At 42.3% G+C, this 21,067-nt stretch carries 13 protein-coding genes; 5 read left to right on the top strand and 8 right to left on the bottom strand.

Annotated elements, in window-relative coordinates:
* The first annotated feature begins 686 nt into the window (after positions 1 to 686).
* Both K5R16_RS21125 and yjjG read left to right on the top strand, forming a co-directional pair.
* On the top strand, positions 687 to 2,696 hold the full coding sequence (locus tag K5R16_RS21125) for a methyl-accepting chemotaxis protein (protein WP_220740277.1): 2,010 nt from the start codon (positions 687 to 689) through the stop codon (positions 2,694 to 2,696).
* A 389-nt stretch (positions 2,697 to 3,085) separates the two neighbouring features.
* A complete protein-coding gene (gene yjjG / locus K5R16_RS21120) occupies positions 3,086 to 3,763 on the top strand; it encodes a pyrimidine 5'-nucleotidase (protein ID WP_220740275.1) in 678 nt (225 codons plus the stop codon).
* On the opposite strand, the gene K5R16_RS21115 is transcribed toward yjjG, so the two are convergent.
* Positions 3,760 to 4,371: a DUF938 domain-containing protein gene (locus K5R16_RS21115; protein ID WP_220740274.1), complete on the bottom strand. Its 612-nt coding sequence runs from the start codon at positions 4,369 to 4,371 to the stop codon at positions 3,760 to 3,762. The two genes, yjjG and K5R16_RS21115, sit on opposite strands and share 4 nt — an antisense overlap.
* Before the next feature lie 234 nt (positions 4,372 to 4,605).
* On the opposite strand from K5R16_RS21115, the gene K5R16_RS21110 reads away from it, so the two are divergent.
* From K5R16_RS21110 to K5R16_RS21100, 3 genes are all read left to right on the top strand, one after another.
* Positions 4,606 to 4,971, top strand: coding sequence for a hypothetical protein (locus K5R16_RS21110; RefSeq protein WP_220740272.1), 366 nt, complete (start codon positions 4,606 to 4,608; stop codon positions 4,969 to 4,971).
* A gap of 82 nt (positions 4,972 to 5,053) precedes the next feature.
* On the top strand, positions 5,054 to 5,359 hold the full coding sequence (locus K5R16_RS21105; RefSeq protein WP_220740270.1) for a Fis family transcriptional regulator: 306 nt from the start codon (positions 5,054 to 5,056) through the stop codon (positions 5,357 to 5,359).
* Positions 5,360 to 5,566: 207 nt separating this feature from the next.
* Complete coding sequence (locus K5R16_RS21100; RefSeq protein ID WP_220740268.1) at positions 5,567 to 5,752, top strand: hypothetical protein; 186 nt, start codon at positions 5,567 to 5,569, stop codon at positions 5,750 to 5,752.
* Between the two features lie 68 nt (positions 5,753 to 5,820).
* Here K5R16_RS21100 and K5R16_RS21095 read toward each other — a convergent pair whose 3' ends face one another.
* From K5R16_RS21095 to K5R16_RS21065, 7 genes are all read right to left on the bottom strand, one after another.
* Positions 5,821 to 7,908, bottom strand: coding sequence for a bifunctional 2',3'-cyclic-nucleotide 2'-phosphodiesterase/3'-nucleotidase (locus K5R16_RS21095; RefSeq protein ID WP_220740266.1), 2,088 nt, complete (start codon positions 7,906 to 7,908; stop codon positions 5,821 to 5,823).
* A gap of 603 nt (positions 7,909 to 8,511) precedes the next feature.
* On the bottom strand, positions 8,512 to 11,583 hold the full coding sequence (locus K5R16_RS21090; protein WP_220740264.1) for an efflux RND transporter permease subunit: 3,072 nt from the start codon (positions 11,581 to 11,583) through the stop codon (positions 8,512 to 8,514).
* Positions 11,580 to 14,873 (bottom strand): efflux RND transporter permease subunit, encoded by a 3,294-nt coding sequence (locus tag K5R16_RS21085; RefSeq protein ID WP_220740262.1) that lies wholly within the window; start codon positions 14,871 to 14,873, stop codon positions 11,580 to 11,582. The genes K5R16_RS21090 and K5R16_RS21085 overlap by 4 nt, the downstream gene beginning before the upstream one ends.
* Before the next feature lie 14 nt (positions 14,874 to 14,887).
* Positions 14,888 to 15,949 carry an efflux RND transporter periplasmic adaptor subunit gene (locus K5R16_RS21080; RefSeq protein ID WP_220740261.1) on the bottom strand — a complete coding sequence of 354 codons (1,062 nt, stop codon included), beginning with the start codon at positions 15,947 to 15,949 and terminating at the stop codon, positions 14,888 to 14,890.
* A 410-nt stretch (positions 15,950 to 16,359) separates the two neighbouring features.
* On the bottom strand, positions 16,360 to 16,620 hold the full coding sequence (locus tag K5R16_RS21075) for a hypothetical protein (protein ID WP_220740259.1): 261 nt from the start codon (positions 16,618 to 16,620) through the stop codon (positions 16,360 to 16,362).
* 357 nt (positions 16,621 to 16,977) lie between these two features.
* On the bottom strand, positions 16,978 to 18,912 hold the full coding sequence (locus tag K5R16_RS21070; RefSeq protein WP_220740257.1) for a radical SAM protein: 1,935 nt from the start codon (positions 18,910 to 18,912) through the stop codon (positions 16,978 to 16,980).
* Positions 18,913 to 19,723: 811 nt separating this feature from the next.
* Positions 19,724 to 20,425: a hypothetical protein gene (locus K5R16_RS21065; RefSeq protein ID WP_220740255.1), complete on the bottom strand. Its 702-nt coding sequence runs from the start codon at positions 20,423 to 20,425 to the stop codon at positions 19,724 to 19,726.
* Between the last annotated feature and the right edge of the window lie 642 nt (positions 20,426 to 21,067).

Here is a 21,067-nt window from a genome sequence, read left to right as displayed (position 1 = left end):
TCTTAAAATAAGACTTTTAGTTAACTTGTTGGTTTTTATTTTTATAATCCAAATTTAACCTGTTTAGGCCTGCAAGGTTGCCACTTATAAAGTAAATATTTTTAGTTAGACGAGTTTTTATATTAAAGCAAGGGAGCTTTAAGCGCGTATATAATAACTAAGGGGTTTAGTTTTGTTCTTTTATTCAACTATTTGTCATTTTTTCAACTGGTAGTACTATTTTAAAATTCTATTTGAATAATATTGTTTTCGACTTTTTTACCAATTAAGGATGATACTAGAATCTGGGGATATTGTATACCTTTATCGTTAGCTATTGAAAAATAGTGAAATAAAGTTAAACTGTCCGGCGTTAAAGCTATTGGTGGGTAATGATCTTGAAATTTACTCCGCCACAGTGTTAAAAACTGATAATCACTCTTAATATGAGCGGTAGGCAAAGTGTTACTCGCCGTTTTTTATCATTGTTATATGGATTGTCTCAAAGTTTTATTTAGCATCTGTAGCGGGTGCTTTTAATTTCTATACGTTTTGATATTATCGCCATTAATGTTTTTCATGTTGAAGCATTAACGTTTGTTGTGTGCGAGCCGATAATGGTTAATGAATGTTAATTTAGCAATTGTTTGAATAAATCAGAATAATAAATCAACAAATGAATTGGAATTGTGATAATTGGGTGTCCTATGAGTATTAAAAATTCGATAACAGCAAAAATAGTTGTTTCTACAGCAATTGTTGTCTCTCTAATCTTATTGTTGACTGCATTTTTTACCGTGCGGTACGTAGCTCAATCCGCGAGTAGTGAATTGGATGATTCCATGGCGGCATCAATTAAGTTAAATGCGACTGAAATTGAAAGCTACTTTAAGCAGCACGCAAATGGCGTCGACACGGTATTTAGAAACGTGGGACTTATCGATTGGTTTGATAGCCATACTGTCAGCGGTGAAGGATTGGATACACCTGAATTTGAACGCGTCGTTGATATAATGAACCGAGAGGTGAAACAAAGTAGCGACATTATCTCGATATTCTTTGGTTCAGGTTATACAGGAGAGTATTTTGCAGAAGAGGGAGTCTCTGTCATCCCGGGTTATAATGTGCTTGAGCGACCTTGGTGGAACGAAGTTAAAGATACTAACAACTGGAATGTAAGCCGTATTATTTTTGAACCAAGATACAATGAATTTTATGTCTCAATCAACTTCCCAATCAATAATTTTCAGCAAAAATTCATCGGTGTTGGTGGTGTTGATCTCTACTTAACATCTGTAAATGACATTGTTTCAGCTATTCATTACAAAGAGCAAGGCCAGGCTTTTTTATTAGATAATGATGGCGATATGGTGGTGTTTCCTGACGAGCAATTAGCGATTGTAGATGTCGAAAATCGCGAAACCGAAAATATAAAACTGGATAAATTAGATCTGCAAAATGGTAATGCAGGCTTTGGCTTGCTAGCCAATCAAATGGATCGCGACAGTTACGGCAAGTCGCAAATCACTTGGAGGGGCAAAGACTACTATGTACAGTTTAGTAACGTTGAGGTTGCTCGATTAGGTCTTGATTGGAAACTGGCAATTATGATCCCGGTAGATTACGCCGAAGCGCCTGTGAAGGAGTCTGTGCAATCTTCAGCTCTGATAGTGTTGCTCATTTTGGTTGTCACCTTAGTCGCAGTTTATTTTATGACCTCTATGCTGCTTAAACCACTTTCTCAGGTGAAGGAAGCTTTAGTTGAAATCGCTGAAGGTGATGGAGATTTATCTAAAACCATTCCTGTTAAAAATAATGATGAAATTGGCCAGCTATCGGAGGCATTTAATAGCTTTGTTAGTCAAATCCAAAATATTGTGAGCCATGTACAGGACAGTAGTGCCGAGTTAAAACAGACAACTGCCAATGTGAGTGATATCAGTCAGCTTGCCTCTAATAAAATTGAGGCATCACAGCAAGAAGTGGCTTCAGCGGTTAATACTATCAACATGATGGCTGAGACAGCCCATGAGATTAAAGAACAGGTCTCAAGTGCCCGCCAATCGGCAGAAGTGGCGAGCGATACTTCAAAGCAAGGTCAATCAGTATTGAGTAATTCAATGGAGGGATTATCAACACTGAATGTAAATTTTGATAGTGCCGTTCATACCATCGAAGACCTGCGCATGAGTAGCCAATCGATTGGCGAAGTGATGGTGGTGATCCGAAATATTGCCGAACAAACAAACTTGTTAGCCCTGAATGCTGCAATTGAGTCCGCAAGAGCGGGTGAGCACGGTCGAGGCTTTGCGGTTGTTGCTGATGAAGTTCGTCAATTAGCCAAACGAACTCAAGAATCGACTGAAAGTATCCAAAGCAGTATTAATGACTTGCAAAGTAAAGCGGTTGCTGCTGAATCGAGTATGCAAACGACACGTGAACAAGTTAATCAGTACATGGAAGATACTCAAGTTGTACATACTCAACTTACTGAAATTACTGTCGTCGTAGATGAGAACAGTGAACATATGCAGGGTATTGTTAGTATCACCCAAGAGCAAGATCAAGTGTCCCAGTCTATTCGAGATATGATGCAAGAGGTTAATAATATTGGTGAGCAAACTCAAAGTGAAGCCGGTAATTTAATGCAAAGCTGTACCGATCTTGAGACACAAACTGACAAACTGACCGATTTAGTAAGACGTTTTAAAATATAGCGCCATGAATTAGTCATGAAATGGTGACTAATACTGCTCAGCAAGCACTTTGTCTAATCAACAAGGTGCTTTTTTATTTATCGCTGTTGAAGACCATCGTGGTTTGCGGTGTAACTGCTGGAAGTGTTGATTTCGCTTAGATAATGGCTAATTAAATTGTTAGGGCATTCAATATCAGTTAACTACGGCTTAGTATAATTAGGACTCAGCCGCTACAACACAAGCCATCTCAACTGCTGATGCTGGTAGCTATCACCTCTTGGTCAACAGCGACTTTATTCGCCGAAAGTTAATGCTGCAAATATCGAGCATACTTATGGTTTTATCTAGCGATTAGGGTAAAATTCGCCGCATTAATAAAGCGATAAAGCCATATAAAGGATAGTTACGTGAAGTACGATTGGATATTGTTTGATGCTGATGAAACCTTGTTTCACTTTGATGCTTTTAAAGGTTTGCAGCTGATGTTTTCTCGATTCAATGTTGATTTCAGCGCTGAGGATTTTCAGCAATACCAGTTGGTGAATAAGCCTTTGTGGGTTGATTATCAAGATGGAAAGCTAACCGCTAAGCAGCTGCAGAATACTCGTTTTGAAATGTGGGCAGAAAAAATTAAAGTATCTACCCAGCAACTTAATAGTGAATTTCTTACTGCGATGGCTGACATCTGTACATTATTGCCGGGTGCTCAGGAGCTGATTGATGCGTTAACGGGCAGAGTTAATATGGGCATCATTACTAATGGCTTCACTGAACTGCAAACAGTGAGATTGGAACGAGTGGGTTTAATGGATCGTTTTTCTCCGCTGGTCATCTCTGAGCAAGTGGGAGTCGCCAAACCAGATATTGGTATTTTTGATCACGCTTTTGCACAAATGGGTCAGCCTAAACGCGATACCGTTTTAATGGTTGGCGATAATCCGCATTCTGATATTCAGGGCGGCCTAAATGCTGGGATCGATACTTGTTGGCTTAATCGACTTGGTGAAGATAAACCTGACAATATCACCCCGCATTACGAGGTTGGTTCTTTAATTGAACTGCAGCAGTTGTTGAAGGTCGACTAACGCTGTTTTTCAAAGTGAAGTAATCGGTTATTAGCTGGCATGCTAAAGTCAGCTATTAAGCTTAACCCTTGTTCTTCTGCAAGTTGCATTATCCATTCAAAATCGCGTATTGCACTTTGCCGGTTTCTGTTTGCAAGCCAGCAGTCAAAATTCCGATTACTTTCACTGCTGTATTGTCCTTGGTAATTGAAAGGCCCATAAATACATAATTGTCCATTTTCATTTAGATGTCTGCCAACCCCTAAGAAGAACTGTCTAACCATCTCTTTTGACATGATGTGCAGCGTATTTGCGGTAAATATTGCATCAATAAGTGGCAGCTCTAGTTGATAGATGGGCCATGGTTGTAATACATCTAGTTCAAGTGGTTTACGTAAGTTGGCGCTTGGAGATTCTGCTAGCCAGGCGTTGATCCCTGCATGATACTCCAGCTGATCGCTAGTCTGCCATGTTAGGTGGGGGAGCAGTTTGGCGAAGTGCACAGCGTGTTGCCCTGAACCGCTACCAACCTCCAGCACATGTGATGATTGGCTAAAACTATCTTGTAATATTGCGGCAATTGCCGCCTTATTATTTTCACATGATTGAGAGTAGGGAAGAGAACTCACAAAGTTATCCTTTTTATCAATGTCACAAGCCGCCATTTAAACTGATGGGTAATCACGGTGGCAGTCTGATTTATAACAGTTATTTTTACTCTTTTATGTGACTAAAAACAACTCTATAAAGCTTGTATATTAAATTAAAACAGCCAGATAGTCGTAGTCAGATTTTGTGAAAGGCGTTATTATCAAGCTTAAACCTTATGCCGTGTTTACGGCAATAATGAACAAGGAAATAACGTGGCGATTGAACAACAAGAGATGATGGCAGTATTGAGCGAGCTTGAATGTCGCACTAACTTCACTCTCAAAAAAGTGACTGAATATATGTTGCCAAAACTAAAGGAGCCTTTCTATCTGTATGTTGATGGTAAGCAAGCTCAGTTAGTGATTAGACCCGCTTATGAAGTGTTTAAGGCAGATTTGGCAGCACTTGAGGGCGTTCATGCCAAAGAACAATATTGTCATTATTCAGAAATGACGCGGTTTCCAAAGCGAGTACAAAAGAGTGTTAACGGTATTCACTATGGCTTGGCGTTCAGTTTCGACAATGTCGATTCGATAAAAGGGTTTATAGCTAAGTTGATCGTTATAAATCAAGGCTAATTCTATAAGCTGATTGAGATTAAAGTCGCCAGCGTTAACCGTTATACCTGGCATATGTGAATGCGCTAATATTGAGGCTGTAGTGAGAAAAAGTGACAAAAAAATAGAAAATACTATCCGAATCGTATTGACTGAAGTCTGTGAGCAGCTAAAAGAGCAAGTTGCGGGGTTTGAATGGTTGACTCATACAGTGGATTACAACAATGTAAACCAGACTTTAACCGTTACCTTTATGTTTGATTCCTTCGCATCACTGAGAAGCGCTAAGGCCACGTTGAAAACCAATGACATGGCAACAGATGCGGCGAATGCGTTAGCTAAGCAGAATATTCACCTTAAAAATGTCACTAAACAATGTTATTTCGATACAGATGAACGTAATGGCTAGAGAGTATCGACATATTCTTTATGAAGATGCTATGCGTAGCTTTATTGGCTGCTTTCTTGTGTTAACTCGAGTGTAAATAAGGTCATTGTTGTTTTGTTGGTTAAGGGTAAACATTTTGTAGCAAGTAATGATTGGCGTTAATCGTGATTGCCAGCCATAATTCGACGATAGGGATATCTAGGTTAAAGGCAGGGAGTTGAAATCAATATGGATACTAATCAAGTGACCCATCAACAGGATCAGATTGATTGCGATGACGATATCGAGATGTTGTCTCAACTTAATCGGAAAAGACTTAAATTCTTTGGCTTATTGTTAGGTATTGTAGCGGGATTGCCGGCCGGTTTTTATGGCGCTCGTTGGGTTTACCAATGGCTTTTTCCGGTCAGTTAATCAATAAAGTGCCATAAAAAAGGCTCCATTAGGAGCCTTTTTAGTGGATTAAACTTAGTTGCTAGCCATTACTTTGCAGCAGGCTCTTTCGTTAAGTCTATGCTGTAGATAGCAAAACCTGCAACCGTGCTGTCATCTTTAGCAAGCTTAACCATTGTACGTTGTTGGTTTACTTTGATGAAGGTATCAGCAAGTTCACTGTCTTGGGTTTCAAAGCGAACATCAAGTGCTACGTTAGTGGTGATGGTTTTGAAATCCCAGTTGTAATCAGCTGAAGGATCAACTGCGCTGTCGTATCCACCTGAACCGTCAGGTTGAGATTCAGCCGTAATGTACTGAGATAGCGCTTCACGGTTCTCATCAGGAAGTTCCAGTACTACGTGATCAGGACCTGTTCCAGCAAAAGCGCCGCCAAATGCTCGGTAGTTATTTGATGCAACAACAAACTCTTTTCCTGCTAGTTCGGCTCCTGTAAAGACTTTGTCATCAGCATCGGTATAGCTTAAATCAACAATTCGATTAGCAGCTGCATTAACTACAGCACAGTTACGATCAAACTTCGATGGTTGAGTGACATCAACTTTGTAAGTTAAGCCATCGATAACGTCGAAGTTATAGGTTGGGTGACCGGCACGGTTAATAAGGTTTTGTGGCGCAGTGCTTGTTGGATCAATTTGGTTAAATTGATTTGCACTACACTCTAGCCAATCTTGTAGCTCAGCACCGGTAGCTTTAACAGCGACCATAGTGTTTGGGTACAAGTAAAGATCCGCCGCGTTACTGTAAGTCAGCTCGCCCGCTTCAACCATCACGAATTGGCTTGCATCACCTTCTTCATAACGACCACCAGCTTTAAATGGTGCCGATGCAGACAATACTGGTAACTTCTTCAGCTCATCATCAGTGCCTGCTTGGATCTGCTGGGTTACTTTTGCTATTTGAGCGTCAGAAACAATCTGAACAGTTGGGTCATCTTGAACCAATGTCAGGAAGCTGTACATGTCCGCTATTGCCACGCCAATAGGTTGGTTAACAAACTCTAAAGTACCTTGGTGCTCAAGCTCTACTGCATCACGGATTGATTGTTCACCAGTAACTAACTCTTCTTTGTTTGCGGTATCGTAAACTGGGCGCGCTTCAGTTTGTGACTCTTCATGGTAAACATTCCATTTGCCATCTTCTTTACGAAGTTTAAGATCAACAATACCTAAGTTATCACCCCAGCGACCAGGCATGACTGCTGGTATGCCGTTTAATAAGCCTTTCTCAACGTCAGTGTTTGGCAGATCTGCATATTTTGCGTCAGGGAAGACAGAGTGGCTATGGCCAAACATGATGGCATTAATGTCTTCAACGTGAGTCAGTGCGAAAGTTGCGTTTTCAGCCCAAGCATCGCCAGGGTTGTCTGATGAACCAATACCTGAATGCGGGATTGCGATAATGACATCAGCACCTTCAGCTTTCATCATTGGGATGAACTTTCTGGCTGCTTGAGTAATGCCTAGCACTTCAACTTCACCATCTAAATTTGCTTTATCCCACTGCAGGATCTGTGGCGGAACAAAACCGATGTAACCGATTTTGATTGTGTGCTCATTACCATTGCTATCTACAACCACTTTGTCTGTAATGATGTATGGCGTGAACATGTTGTCTGCAAATTCGACTTCATTCCAACAACCCTCTTTATTAGCACAGATAACATTTGAGTTGATGTATGGGAAATTTGCGCCGGCAATGGCTTTTTCTAAGAATTCTAAGCCATAGTTAAACTCGTGGTTACCAATATTACCAACGACGTAATCTAAGGTATTCATCGCTTTATAAGCAGGGTGGGTGTCGCTTAGGCCTGTACTGGCAATATAATCACCCATAGGGCTACCTTGCAGTAAATCACCGTTGTCAACGAGGACTGAGTTTGCTTTTTCAGCACGAGCTTGGCTGATTAGGCTAGCAGCTCTGGCTAAACCGATTGTAGGATCTTCTTTACCACTGTAATAGTTAAAATCCATGATATTGGTGTGTAGATCTGAGGTTTCAAGAATTCGAAGATCCACCTGAACTTCACTGACTTTGTTGTCATCGTCATCAGAACTACATGCTGTTAGCCCTAATGTTGATGCGATAACCACTGCTATTAATTTTTTGTTTAACATATCCATTCTCTTATATTTGTTTATACCCCAAGAAGTCAAAAAACTTCTTAAACTGCTGACAGGTTTATTTTTGGCATAACTCACTGTTAGCGGCTGTGATTATAGAGACTGTTTTTGTAATTTTTGTGACCTAAGGCGTGGTTTGCGTGTATCAATTTGTGACAGGGGCGTCACTGGAGTTTTTAGCTTTTTAATTAACCATTCTGACTTGATTGTGTTATTTCCTATGGCTTAACTCGCACCCTGTGTTGCGCATTTGTGCTTGAGGTTAACATCTGTTCTGTTGGTGTTTTCACTTGGTATATTGTTTTTAGGTACTCAGCTGCTCTAAATGTCAAAATTGTAAGGCTCGTGTGTATAACTAAAAGCGTTCTCGCTGTGGGTTAATACTTTTAATGCCTTATTTAATTTTCTTTTAAGCTGCGCCTGCCTGCGCTGTGAGTGAGGTTAACTGTATGAGGCTTTGTCACTCAGCGAAAATCTAGCTGTTTATAAGCCATTTCAGTGAATGAAGCACTGTTTAGCCGATGTTTAGTTGTGAAGTAGTAAAAAACCGAGCCAATATGTGGCTCGGTTTTATTAGGTTTTAAACTTTCTATTTGGCTAGTTCATCCAAGGCAGCATGCGACGCGAGAAGCGATCTGCTTGACCAAGGCGAATGGCCGATTGATGACGCATTCTATATAGCGCCTGATAACACAGTGGTACCAGGTATAAACTGGTAACAGTAGAGAACGTCAGTCCACCAATAATCGCAATTGCCATCGGTGAGTATGACGGGCCGCCGCCACCTAGCTGAGTATCACCCATTGCTAACGGAACCAAACCTAATACTGTGGTGCCCACCGTCATTAATACAGGTCGTAATCGGGTATTACACACTCGACTGATGGTTTCTGATAGCTTATCGAGTTCAGGGTTTAGCTGGTTTATTTGGTCGACTAATACTATGCCGTTGTTGACCACAATCCCCATTAAAATCAAGATCCCTATCATTGCCATTATCGACATGGGTGTACCGGTAAATAGCAGCGCCCAAAATACCCCGGTAATCGAAAAGAGAATTGAGGTGATAATCGCCGTTGGTAGCAGCAGTGACTCAAACAATGCAGCCATCACGATATAGATCATTGCGATAGCTAGAATCATGTTGGTTGCCATGATTGCCTCATCTTCATCTTGCTTTTGGAATCCTCCACGTAACGAATAGCCGTAGCCAGAAGGAAAGTTAATCGTCTCCATGACTTGGGTGATCTTCTCTTGCGCCTCTTCGGTGGTGAGATCATCGAGGTTGGCACCAATCGACAGCGCAGTTTGTCTGTCATAATGGCGAATAGTGTCAAACCTAGGCTGGATCTCGATATTCGCCAGACTGTCTAGCGTATAAACACGATTGTCGATACGGATGATCGGCAGCTGTTTCAGCTTTTCTAGTGACAAACGCCATTGTTGCTCATAGGCCATCTCTATCCGAAGTTCGCCATTTGGATCATGACGGAATGAGCGCAGTTGAGAACCTCTAAGTGCCATAGAGATACTTGATGCCACTTCATTCAATTTAAGATCCAGTCTTGCCGCCATTTCACGGTCAATTCTGATCACCACCTCTTGTTGCGCACCGCTAAGCTCTGAACGCACATCAGTCAGCCCTTCAACAGCACTAAGCAGTGGGATCACTTGCTCGCTGATATGGATGAGCTCAGAGGTCGAACGGCCAGTCAACGAGATGCGAATGCCGTTGTTTTCTCCACCCCAACCAAACTGCGGTTTCGCGATAGCAAATTTGGGGAAACCTTCTCGGATCATCTTTTTCAAGGCTTTCATATCAATCTCTATATCTTCTTTTAGCAGTAAGGTCGATTGACCTCTGTCTGCAGAAAAGTAGCTATAAACCGAGTCGATGTAGAATTTGTCTTGGTTGGCGTACAGATAATCCTCCATTTTATCGATCATCTTCTCGGTGACATCTAGACTATGGCGCCCCTCAACCTGGTAATTGATGTAAAGGCGGTTGTTGCCTTCGCCATCAGATTGATCTTGTTTCACCATTGATAGCGGTAATGCGGTAGAGCCAAGCAAAATTAATGCGATAACACCGGAGGTTTTTGGTCTCGATAGTATCCAGTTAAGGCTATTAAGATAGCGCTGCTGTAACTTACTTTTGTGCACTTTTTCCGGCAGGTTAAACTCCATTTTACTGAGCATCAGTGGCAACAAGGTCTTGGCCACTAGTAGTGATGCTGCCAGTGAAATACAGATAGCAATGGCGACATGTTCAAGGAAAATAGTGAGCTCAACCTTCACCCCAAAAATATTTGGTAAGAATACGATGGCGGTGGTTAAAGTACCGGCTAGTACCGCTAACGATACCTTATCAACACCGTTTAGTATCGAGCTGTTACCACCGGCTTTAGTTTTCTGGGCGGTAGGATCTGACTTTTGCGCCTGCTTTTCCTGCAGTACGCTTTCAGTGACGACCACAGCGTTATCAATCAGCATACCCACAGCGAGCAATAACCCCATCATAGAAAGAATGTTGAGGCTGTAACCGAGCAGATACATCGCAGCCAGCGTCATACAGATCGCGATTGGCACTGATGACACGATCACCAAGGTCATCTTAAGATTACGCAAAAACAGATAAAGCACGATAAAAGAGAGCAGGGCACCAATCAAACCTGCGGTTAGCAAGTCGCGCAGTGATGAGGTAACTCCATACGCTTGGTCTTCCATCACAAACAGCTTAACGCCTTGAAACTGCGGATCTTGCTTGGCGCTTTCAATCACTTTCAACACTCGCGTTGAGACATCAACTAAGTTTGCGCCGGACTCTTTAAATACATCAAGTCCCACCGCATAGTTTTGGTCTAGGTGGCGACCATCTAAACGCTCAGGTAACGAGAAACTGACTGTTGCAATATCACCGAGGGTCATTCCAGGGGTGAGTACCAGTGACTTGATTTCTTCGAGATTTCTAAACTCACCTTTAGGCGATACTTGATAGACACGCGAGTCTGTTTTTAACACGCCAGCACTAATGACAAAGTTCTCTTGTTGCATACGTCGAGTCAGCGCTTTAATTGAGATATTACTGGCGGCCAGTTTGTCAGCATTGATACGGATCTCTATCTGTTTTTGCTCAACACCATAAAGGGTAACTTGAGACACGCCTTCTACACGTTCAAGTGGTCTTTTAAGCTGCTTATCAAGTAAGTCAAAAGCGCCTGATAACTCTCTATCACTCGATATTCGTAAATTGAGAACCGGCATATCGGCGGTACTGAACTGCCTAATAAATACTCGCTCAACATCTTTAGGCAGTAAGTGGCGTACAGAGTCTACTTTTTCGCGTGCTTCTAGGCTTTTAGTGGCAACATTTTCTCCCCACTTCATTCTGAGCTCTATCTCGGCGCCATTTTGCGAAGAGCTTGAACGCAGCTCTTCAATGCCGCCCATTGTGGCTAATGTTTCCTCTAATACACTGGTTATATCGCGCTCAACCTCTGAAGGCGTTGAGCCTTTATAGGGCACTTCTACAATCACTTGCGGAATATCGATGCCAGGAAACATCTCTAACGGCAACAAGCGACTAGAAGCGAGACCGAACAGTAATATAGCGACAAAGAACATCGCCGTGGTTACTGGCCGTGCGATAGCAAGGCGGGTGATATTCATACTTGACCCCCTTCGATAGCGGGCTCACTAGCACTTTCTTGCTCTACTTCATTATTTGCATAATCTTTGCGATCAAACAGCGCGTAAAGCACAGGAATAACCACCAGAGTGAGCAGTGTCGATAACGATAGGCCAAAGATAACCGTTATTGCCATCGGAGCACGCACTTCACTGCCATCACCTAAGCCAAGTGCCATAGGCGATAGACCCAAAGCGGTTGTCATTGTGGTCATGATGATAGGGCGAAGACGCGACTCGGCAGCATTGGTTATCGCACTGAGCTTGTCTTGTCCGGACTGACGTAGCTGGTTAATTCTATCCACTAAAACAATGGCATTGTTAACCACAATACCCGCCAGCATAATCAGTCCAATAAAGACCACTACACTCAAATGCGTTTGGGTAATGTAAAGCCCTAAAATACTGCCACCCACCGCCATCGGTACCGCAATAAGAATGAGTAAAGGGTGTAACAAAGATTCAAACTGACTGGCCATCACTAAGTAAACTAAAAATACCGCCAATACTAATGCAATCTGTAATGACTGGAATGAATGCTCCATCTCTTCATTTTGGCCACCAAAACGGGCCTGAATCGAAGTCGGCAGCGTTTGGTTAGCGAGAATTTCACGGGCGGTCAATACCGCGTCATTTAAGTCGCCATAGGCTAAGTTAGCAGAGACAATCGCGACTCGTTGCTGACTAATTCTATTAATCGCCGATGGGCCAAGTTTAAGGCTGACATCTGCGACAGCACTGAGTGAAATAGGGTGACTACTGTTTGGATTAATGATCATCGAATCGATATCACTAATTTGGTTACGCTCATCAAGTTCGCTGCGCACTAGAATATCAATCTTACGGTCACGAACCGTATATTGACTGGCAATCGTGCCGCCAATACGCTGTGCAATACGGTTTGCCACAGATGGTGCATCCATGCCTAAAGCGGCAAGGCGTTGATGGTCAAAGCGAATGCTAAGTTCGGGCTGTCCATCTCTAAGGCTTGTATTGATATCTGCAAAGCGGTCAGAGTCAGACAAAGCATCCACTAAGCTATCAGCAGTAGATTTAAGCTGCGCCAAGTCGTAACCAACAAGCTCAATCTCCAATGGTGTTTTAAAGCTAAACAACTCTGGGTGTTGGATTTTAGCTTCAAGCTCTGGGATCCGCATTGCTGTGGTGCGAAGTTTCTGAGTGACAGCTGCAAACGCGTCGTGATCTGCCAGTACGACTTGTAGACGTCCCCAGTTTTCACCGCCACGAGAGGTATCAGATGTCATCAATCCGCCGCTTCCCGCTTGACTATAAGCATGCTTAACATCAGCTCGGTCTTTAATCGACAGTGCTAGCGTGCGCAGTACTTTATCGGTTTCTGACACTTCAGTCCCTGGTGGCAGCAACACTTCGACATAGAACTCGCCCTGATTCATCGGCGGTATAAGCTCCATACCAAGTCTTGGTACCAATAGGGCCGCGCCAGCAGTAATGGCAATAGCAATGGATAAGGTCAACACTCTGAATTTTAGCGCGCCAGCCAATAAGCGATGATAACCACTTTCAAGCACACAATAGATCCAATTAAAGGCACTACTTAATGGACGCATAACCAGCCCTACAAGCCAAGAAAGGCTGCGGCCAATAATCAGCGCCAGTGTTAATAGTGCGCTTGGCAGATAGTTAAATAGCAATACGAATGGGAACGAGAACACGGTAGCGCTGTAATGCTTAAGCTTGCCAAGTTTGGTTTGTGGCTTCTGTTTCTCTGTTTTAGCCATTAGCGGCGGTAGCGCTTTAAAGCCTTCACGTGATGCAAGCATTGGAATGGTGGTCAGTGCTACAAACAGTGATGCAAGTAAGGCAAAGGTTACGGTCAGAGCTTGGTCAGAGAAAAGCGCACCTGCAACGCCATCAACAAATACTAAAGGCACAAATACCGCAAGGGTAGTGAGTGTCGATGCAAAGATTGCACCTGATACCTCTTTCGTCCCCGTTACAGCCGCATCGAGTTTATTCATGCCCAGTGACTTACAGCGGTCGATATTTTCCAGTACCACAATGGCATTATCAACCAGCAAGCCGACGGCGAGTGCAATTCCTCCAAGCGACATGATATTTAAGCTGATATCGGCAAAATACATCATGTTAAAGGTGGCAATGACGGAGAAAGGAATAGAAATTGAGATAATCAGTGTCGGTATAATATCTCGTAAAAATAGGTAGATAACTAACATAGACAGCAAGCTACCGATAAGCGCTGCCGAGGTGACTTCATTCACTGCGCTTTCAATAAACTCTGATTGGTCGTAAATGACCTGTAGCTCAGCTTTAGGGCTATTTTTGTTTAGTTTATTTATCTCATCGGTGACTTTGCGTGCCACAGCGACAGTATTCGCGTCACCCTCTTTGTAAATGGCAAGCTCAATTGATTCTCTGTCACCAATACGAGTAATATCGTTGCGCTCTTTATGAGCATCGACAATCTCAGCAACTTCAAAGAGTCTAACTAAGGTCTGCGCATCACGATAAATAACAATTTGCCCCAGTTCTTCAAGCGAGTTGAATTGGTTTAGGGTTCTAACCAAATACTCTTTATCGCCTTGGATAACTTTACCGGCGGAGAGGTTAATGTTCTCTTCTGCAATACGGCTACGAATGAGATCAGCACTTAAGTTAAGTTGTGTTAGCTTTTGCTGATTAAGTTGAATATGTACCTCTTGCTGTAACCCGCCAGATAAACGTACTGCGGCGACACCTGATAATGATTCAAGCTGTCTTTTAAGCTCCTCTTCCGCATAGGTGCGCATCTGCTTGAGTTCGCTATCGCTCGCAGATTTAGCCACATCACCATCAACGCTTGGAACTGAAAGGGCGAGGCGAACTATTGGGTCAAGGTTTGGATTAAAGCGCAGTAATAGCGGTTTTTTTACATCCAGTGGCAGTTCGATGGTATCGAGTTTTTCTCTGACATCGAGGCTTGCCATATCCATATCTGTGCCCCACTCAAATTCGAGTACCACATCAGACATCCCTGAACGAGAGATAGAGTTTATTTTACGTAAGCCTTTGACAATCCCCGCCGCTTCTTCGATGGGTTTTGAGACTAACTGCTCCACTTCAACTGGCGCGGCACCCACATATTGAGTCCGAATAGTAATGGTTGGATAACTTAAATCAGGCAGTAGTTTTACCGCGAGACGTGAGAAACCAACCATACCAAAGAGAATGACGGCAAACATAAACATCCACACTGTGACAGGACGGTTTACCGAGGTTTTTATTATCGACATAGCGCGCTCCGAGTCTATTTAGCTGATGCAATATCTAAAGAACCAATCACTTCAACCAGTGACTGATCTTTAAGATTTTGATGACCACGGATAACGATTTGTTCACCTGGCTCTATACCTGCAACCACTTCAACAGTATCAGCCTCACGGTAGCCCAAAGTCACAGTACGACGGTTGGCGTTACTACCATCGATGACATATAACGCAAACTCATTGTCTTGGTTAACTAGCGCGTTATATGGCACGGTAATGACGTCATTGTGAGTGTCATAACGCAGCTCTACACGAGTGAACATGCCGGCTTTAAGCGTGGCTTTTTGATTGGGTACTGAAAGCGTCACTTTAAAGGTGCCGCTTTGAGCATCAACAATAGGGCTAATGCGAAGAACGGTAGCGTGAGTGGTGTCTTTAGTGTGCTTGTTGGCAAATATCTGTGCATCTTGGCCTAAGCGAAGGTGCTGCAATTGCTGCTCAGGTAGGTGCACAATGCCGTATAACTCATCTTGATTAACAATATAGAACAGTTCGTCGAACTCTTTAGCCATGTTGCCCGACTTTACAAAGCGGGTCGCGATGACGCCATCAATCGGTGAGCGGATCATGCTTTCTTGTACGTACAAAGCTGCCAAGTCGCGTTTAGCCATTGCTGCTTGTAAGTTATATTCGAGCTTCGCCATGGAGTCAGCACTGAAAAACTCTTTATTACTGATTTTTTTGAGGCGGTTAAGTTCTTGCTCAATAATTTCGACTTCAGCCTGTGAACGGTCTAAATCAAATTTCTGTCTTTTTGAATCGATTACTGCAAGCAACTGTCCTTTAGTGACACGATCGCCTTCTTCCACACTAATTGATTGGATAAGACCGGCAACGCGGGTAACCACTTTGGCTTCTTCTGGTGCTTCAAGTGTTGCCGTGGTGCTATAAAAAGAGGATACATCGCCTTGAATAACGGTTGCGGTTTCTACTGGAACTGCATATTTTTCTTCTTCCTTTACCTCTTCTTCTGCACCACATGCAGAAAGTAGCGCAGCAAGCATAATTGGTAGGATAATTTTGTTGTTATTAAGTGCTTCCATGTCTTTAAACCCATTTAAGTTGTTTCATTACCCCTAACAAAGCATTATATGTGCCAATGTGTATATTGCTTTGAATACAATGGGTTATATTTGTTTGTGAAGGTTGGGTTGGTTGCTTTTGTAACTAATGTAGCGAAAAAGTTTATTTGTTGCGGTTTTTAACAATCGATACAGGAGCTCAAGGAAACTTGTGAAGAATGCCACCAATATGATTTTAAAGTGGGTAGCAGTGGCAGCAACACTTAGCAAAAAAAGCATGCTCGATAAAAGTGATGAACTAGTTATGTTATTGTATAACCGTTATTTTTCGAGTTGATGGTGGATGTGAAAGCTTAGATAAGTGAAGAAGTTAAGTCTTATACGGATTGAAATTAGAGGTGCTTAATCTAATGACTAAACACCTAATATAGTTAATCAGCTGTTCGTTCTGCTTTTTGCTCGCCGTTGTAGATACACATTGCTGAGTTATAGTCGTTATATGCAATGGCATAATTAAAGTCACAGAAATAGGCTGGGTGTTTTGTTGCAACCGCATCACCTGCTTTACATTGATCTTGCATGCCTTCAACTAACGAATCATTGTTTTTTCCTAGGCAAGCTTTGCCAGTTGTACCGTCTGTACAAGCTGTTAGTGAAGATATTGCGACTAAGAGCAGTAGTGCTTTTTTCATTGTAGAAATTCCGTTTAGAAAAAGTGTCATTGTGTCCAACAGATACCAAGGTATTTGGTTTCCCTTAAACATAGAGTTGATATTATTTCTAATATTTCATTTCATAACAACAAGCTAGCACTCAGAATTCACTAAAAGATACTGTTATTGTCAAGTTATAAGAATAGGGCTTGTTGATAAGCGCGTGATAAAAAGTAGCTAAGATTAAGTTGGCGTGAAAAACAAAAATAAGCCGCTATATTAGTAATCAGTCATACCAAAAAGTGCTTTTGGGGAAATTAAATTAGGCCACGTTCTGATGCATATAAAGAAGGTGGCCCTGATGACGGTTAGTGTTTTGGGTTATTTAACTAATGCTCAGCTATCATTGCTGGTGATGAGGTTGCTTACCGCTCTTGAAACAAAGTCTTTTCTCATGCTGGTCGGTTTAACATCTTGATTGAACCAGAAGCTCATCGGCTGATCAAAACCAATACCGTGCATATAATTATAAATAGCTTTTCTTAGACCTTCGCCAAGCATGTCGTGATTGGTTCCGGTTGGGTCGGTAAAATCGACATCATTTTCAGCAAATAAAACCTCTGGTCTCTCAGCAAGGGTAATACCAAAGTTTTCTGGGTTTAAACCTATTGGGCTATGTATGGTCGCGACAAAGCGGTGCCAGTAGGCGGATTGAAAGCAGCCTTGCTGCATCATCTGTCTAACCATTTCTAGCGAATCAACGGTTTCTTGCTCGGTTTGTGTTGGGAAGCCATACATCAGGTAGGCGTGCACTAAAATACCAGCGTCGCTGAAGGCTTTGGTCACCTGAGCGACACGTTCAACGCTAACGCCTTTTTTCATTAGCTTTAATAGTCTATCTGATGCCACTTCTAGGCCACCACTGACTGCAATACAGCCTGAATCAGCTAACAATTGGCAACGCGCTTCGCTAAAGGTGCGTTCAAAGCGGATATTGCCCCACCAACTTATCACTACGCCACGTTCGATGAGTCGTTTAGCGAAAGTGAATAATAGTTTCGGTGGCAGCGCCTCATCAACAAAGTGGAAACCTGTCTCGCCAGTCTCTTCAATAAGCTGCTCAATTCTATCGACTAGAACATCCGCACTCGCTGAGTCAAAACGGTCGATATAATCGAGGCTAACATCGCAGAAGCTACATTTACGCCAGTAACAACCATGGGCAATGGTGAGCTTGTTCCAACGACCGTCACTCCATATACGGTGCATAGGGTTAAGCATTTCACATAAAGACAGGTAATCGTCTAATGGCAAGCCATCATATATCGGTGCGCCAACCTCTGTTTGTGGGATATCTTGCAGCTGGTCATTCTCATTAAAATGGACATAAGCCTCACCGTTTTCATCTTCGGCGAGGAAATAGGTGCGTACAAGATCGTCCACTTCACGCTGGCCTTGAAAATACTCCAGCAAGGTTATGAAAGGGCGTTCACCGTCATCGAGACAGATAAAATCAATAAACTCGAACACGCGAGGATCTTTAAGGGCGCGTAGCTCGGTATTAATAAAACCGCCGCCGACCACAATAGGAATATCGGGATTGATGGCTTTACAGGTTTGCGCAATACGCAGCGCACCCAACATATTGCCGGGGAAGGGCACTGTAAGCGCCACTACGCTAGGTTGAGTTTCCTCAAGATAATGCTCAACTAATTGTTCCAATATTTCAGAGCTAAAGCTCGGTTCACCCATTAAGGTCTCGTAGAGATTATCGAAACTTGGGTTTGCCGCCGCTAACTGTTCGCCATAGCGGCTCACTTCAAAATAGGGATCAACGCCTTGAGTGATAACACTGGACAGATCGTTAATAAATAAGGTGGCTAGATATTTAGCTTTATCTTGTACCCCTAGGTTACCAAAGGCTGCTTGCAATACATCGCCAGATACCGCTTCCATTTGTGTAATAGCATCGAATGCTGGGCCTTCGGGTAGAAAACGGCGCGAGTTAATTCGCATCGCAAGGCTTGGATCTTTTCCTTGCAAAAACCGAATGGCGCTCTCAACAGTAAGATGGTAGCGGTCAAACTCGGCTAAAAAATTAAATATCGCATCAGGCAGTTCGTCATCTTCAAAGTGCTCAAAGTTCTCTTCTACGTGTTGGCGAATAATCTCCAGCGCGGGGGCTGTCATCATCTCTAAGAAAAGTTCAATAGCAGGATCTCGCTGCACCGCCTCATAGCCTTGGGAGCGTAAAAAACCCGTTAAGTACGCCGTTGCTGGATAAGGCGTATTAAGCTGAGTCATGGGAGGGGTCATTAGAAGAACGGTCATAGCCTGCCTTTAAATAGTAAAACTTGAATACTTTGCGTGATGCTTAATGGTAAACAAAGTATGGCAACGAATAGCGCAGCCATAAAATAACAGGCGATTCTAACAAATGGTTTCAATAAAAACCCGAAAATTAGCCAATCAATGATGCTTTTTGACGCTCAAACGCTAAGCATTTGTGCTTTTTTTTAATATAAAGGCACGTCGCGAGTGTATTTGCAGCAGTACTGAGAGTTGGTCATTAGAATCACTTTAGGCTGGCGATAACTCACTTTTGCACCCAAATTGGTTGGCCTTCGAATGAAGACTGATTACATTTTTGACAGGTATGACTAAGCAGCCTGTTTGAACTTGTGATTTCATGGTTATTAATCGCCTCCAGCGGGGGACTGGACAGGATGTCCGAATGTCATGAACACATGGATGTGTAGGAACGACCGCATGTGCAGACACTGCCGTGACACGCTGCAAGTCCATCCTTGGATTCGGCCATGACGTCCATGTCATGGACGGTCACGGCCGTATCTGTACTTGGAACATTGGTGTTTTAATTTGTACTGTAGTGGTAAAGCTTCTAGCACGGAAATGCCCCAAAACGTGTTACTGGCGATAAGTACTACTGATAAGTAAAAAGACAGTTGACCTACTTTTACTAATCGATAAATGACAATTGCTGATTATTTTTGGTTAGGCATAAATACCCGCTTTCACCTTTTCACACTCGTCTGAAACTTACTTAGCTGTTAAGATAACGAATATTTGAGGGCTTTGTTCGTTAATTAAATTTAGGAAACAAAGCCGCAATATGCTGTTGTTAAGTTAATGCTAAATATGCATTTCTACGTTGCTGAGCGGTTTTACTTAGCCTAACCCAGCGAAATAAGAACATGATGATCAGTTTAGTAATTCCACTGACTGTTGCAAGAACGAATAACGGCCAACCATCGCTCAATCCCATGCTGAGAGCAAAAGCTATAGTTGAGATATCCATCATTAGAATGAATTGACTCATTCTTAGATCGACAGCTCCTGTTTGTCCTGAGCGAGCAATCAACATAATCTGGTGATAATAGCCTTGAGCAATTAACAAGGTGACAACAACAATTAGGCTACTTGAAATTAATTTGCTTTCGTCGGTATAAATGTTACCAAAGCTAAGCCCTAAACAACCTAGAATGAAGATCGCTATAGCAACTGATAAACAAGCTGTAGATGACTTATTTTTTCGGTCTTGCCAAATTTCAAATAATATAAGACCCAATAGTAATGATGCTATCAGCCGAGGCCAAACGATATAATGGTTAAATGGTTCGATACTATACCCGTAGATGAAAAACGAAAAATAGGCCAAAAAACTTACCGAGAATTGATTTAAAGATAGTAGTTCAGAACTATTATCTTTTGTTTCTAGATCCTTCTTTCTCTTCCATATTTTTTGTAGTTGAGAAAATACACCGATTAAGCTAATGAGTATAAAGATTGTGTTCAAAAAACCAAGCGTGTTGTATAAATTCATAAAGTTCCCCTTTGTTATTTTGTCGACAACCTTACGTTGGGGTAGTCTTTTTTGTCACATAAACACTATGAATTCTCACTATAATGTCGACAATAGGTGGTTGAGTTGAGTTTATTAACTTCAGTTTTTTTGCATAAAAATTTCGTTCTTTCAGTGCTTCAACAATTGACGATAACTATATAGATTGGCGTTGATTGAGGCCTAACAAATAGCCCATCCAAAGTTAGTTAGCCTTCGATGAAGCTATTTTTGCTTGCTAGCTTAATAGCTATCACTCGCCTCCAGCGGGGGATGCGCAGACACTGCTGAAGCACGCTTCAAGTACGTCCGTGTAAGCTCAGCGAAAAAATCCATGTTTTCGACGGCTTCAGCCGCATCTACATTGGTTAACTGGTGTTTCAATTTATCCCCTTGCGACTGATGCTTAACGCGGAAATGCCCCAAAGTTAGCTAACTTTAGGTTAAACGTGGATTACGTATTCTCATGTAGGTTGAAATGAAGCTGGATATTTATACAGGTATAACTAAAAGTGACTAAAAAGACCCATTATCGCGCAAATAAAGATGCCAAAAACTGTCCTGCTAGGCATCGATAATTTTTTAACATTTCACAAAACCTATAAAAATCAGACTGATGTAAAA

Origin of the sequence: Shewanella sp. c952, from assembly GCF_019654975.1 — a bacterium.
GTDB lineage: Bacteria > Pseudomonadota > Gammaproteobacteria > Enterobacterales > Shewanellaceae > Shewanella.
Note: the sequence above shows the minus strand (reverse complement) of the source record. Positions and strands in the feature narration are given on the sequence as shown.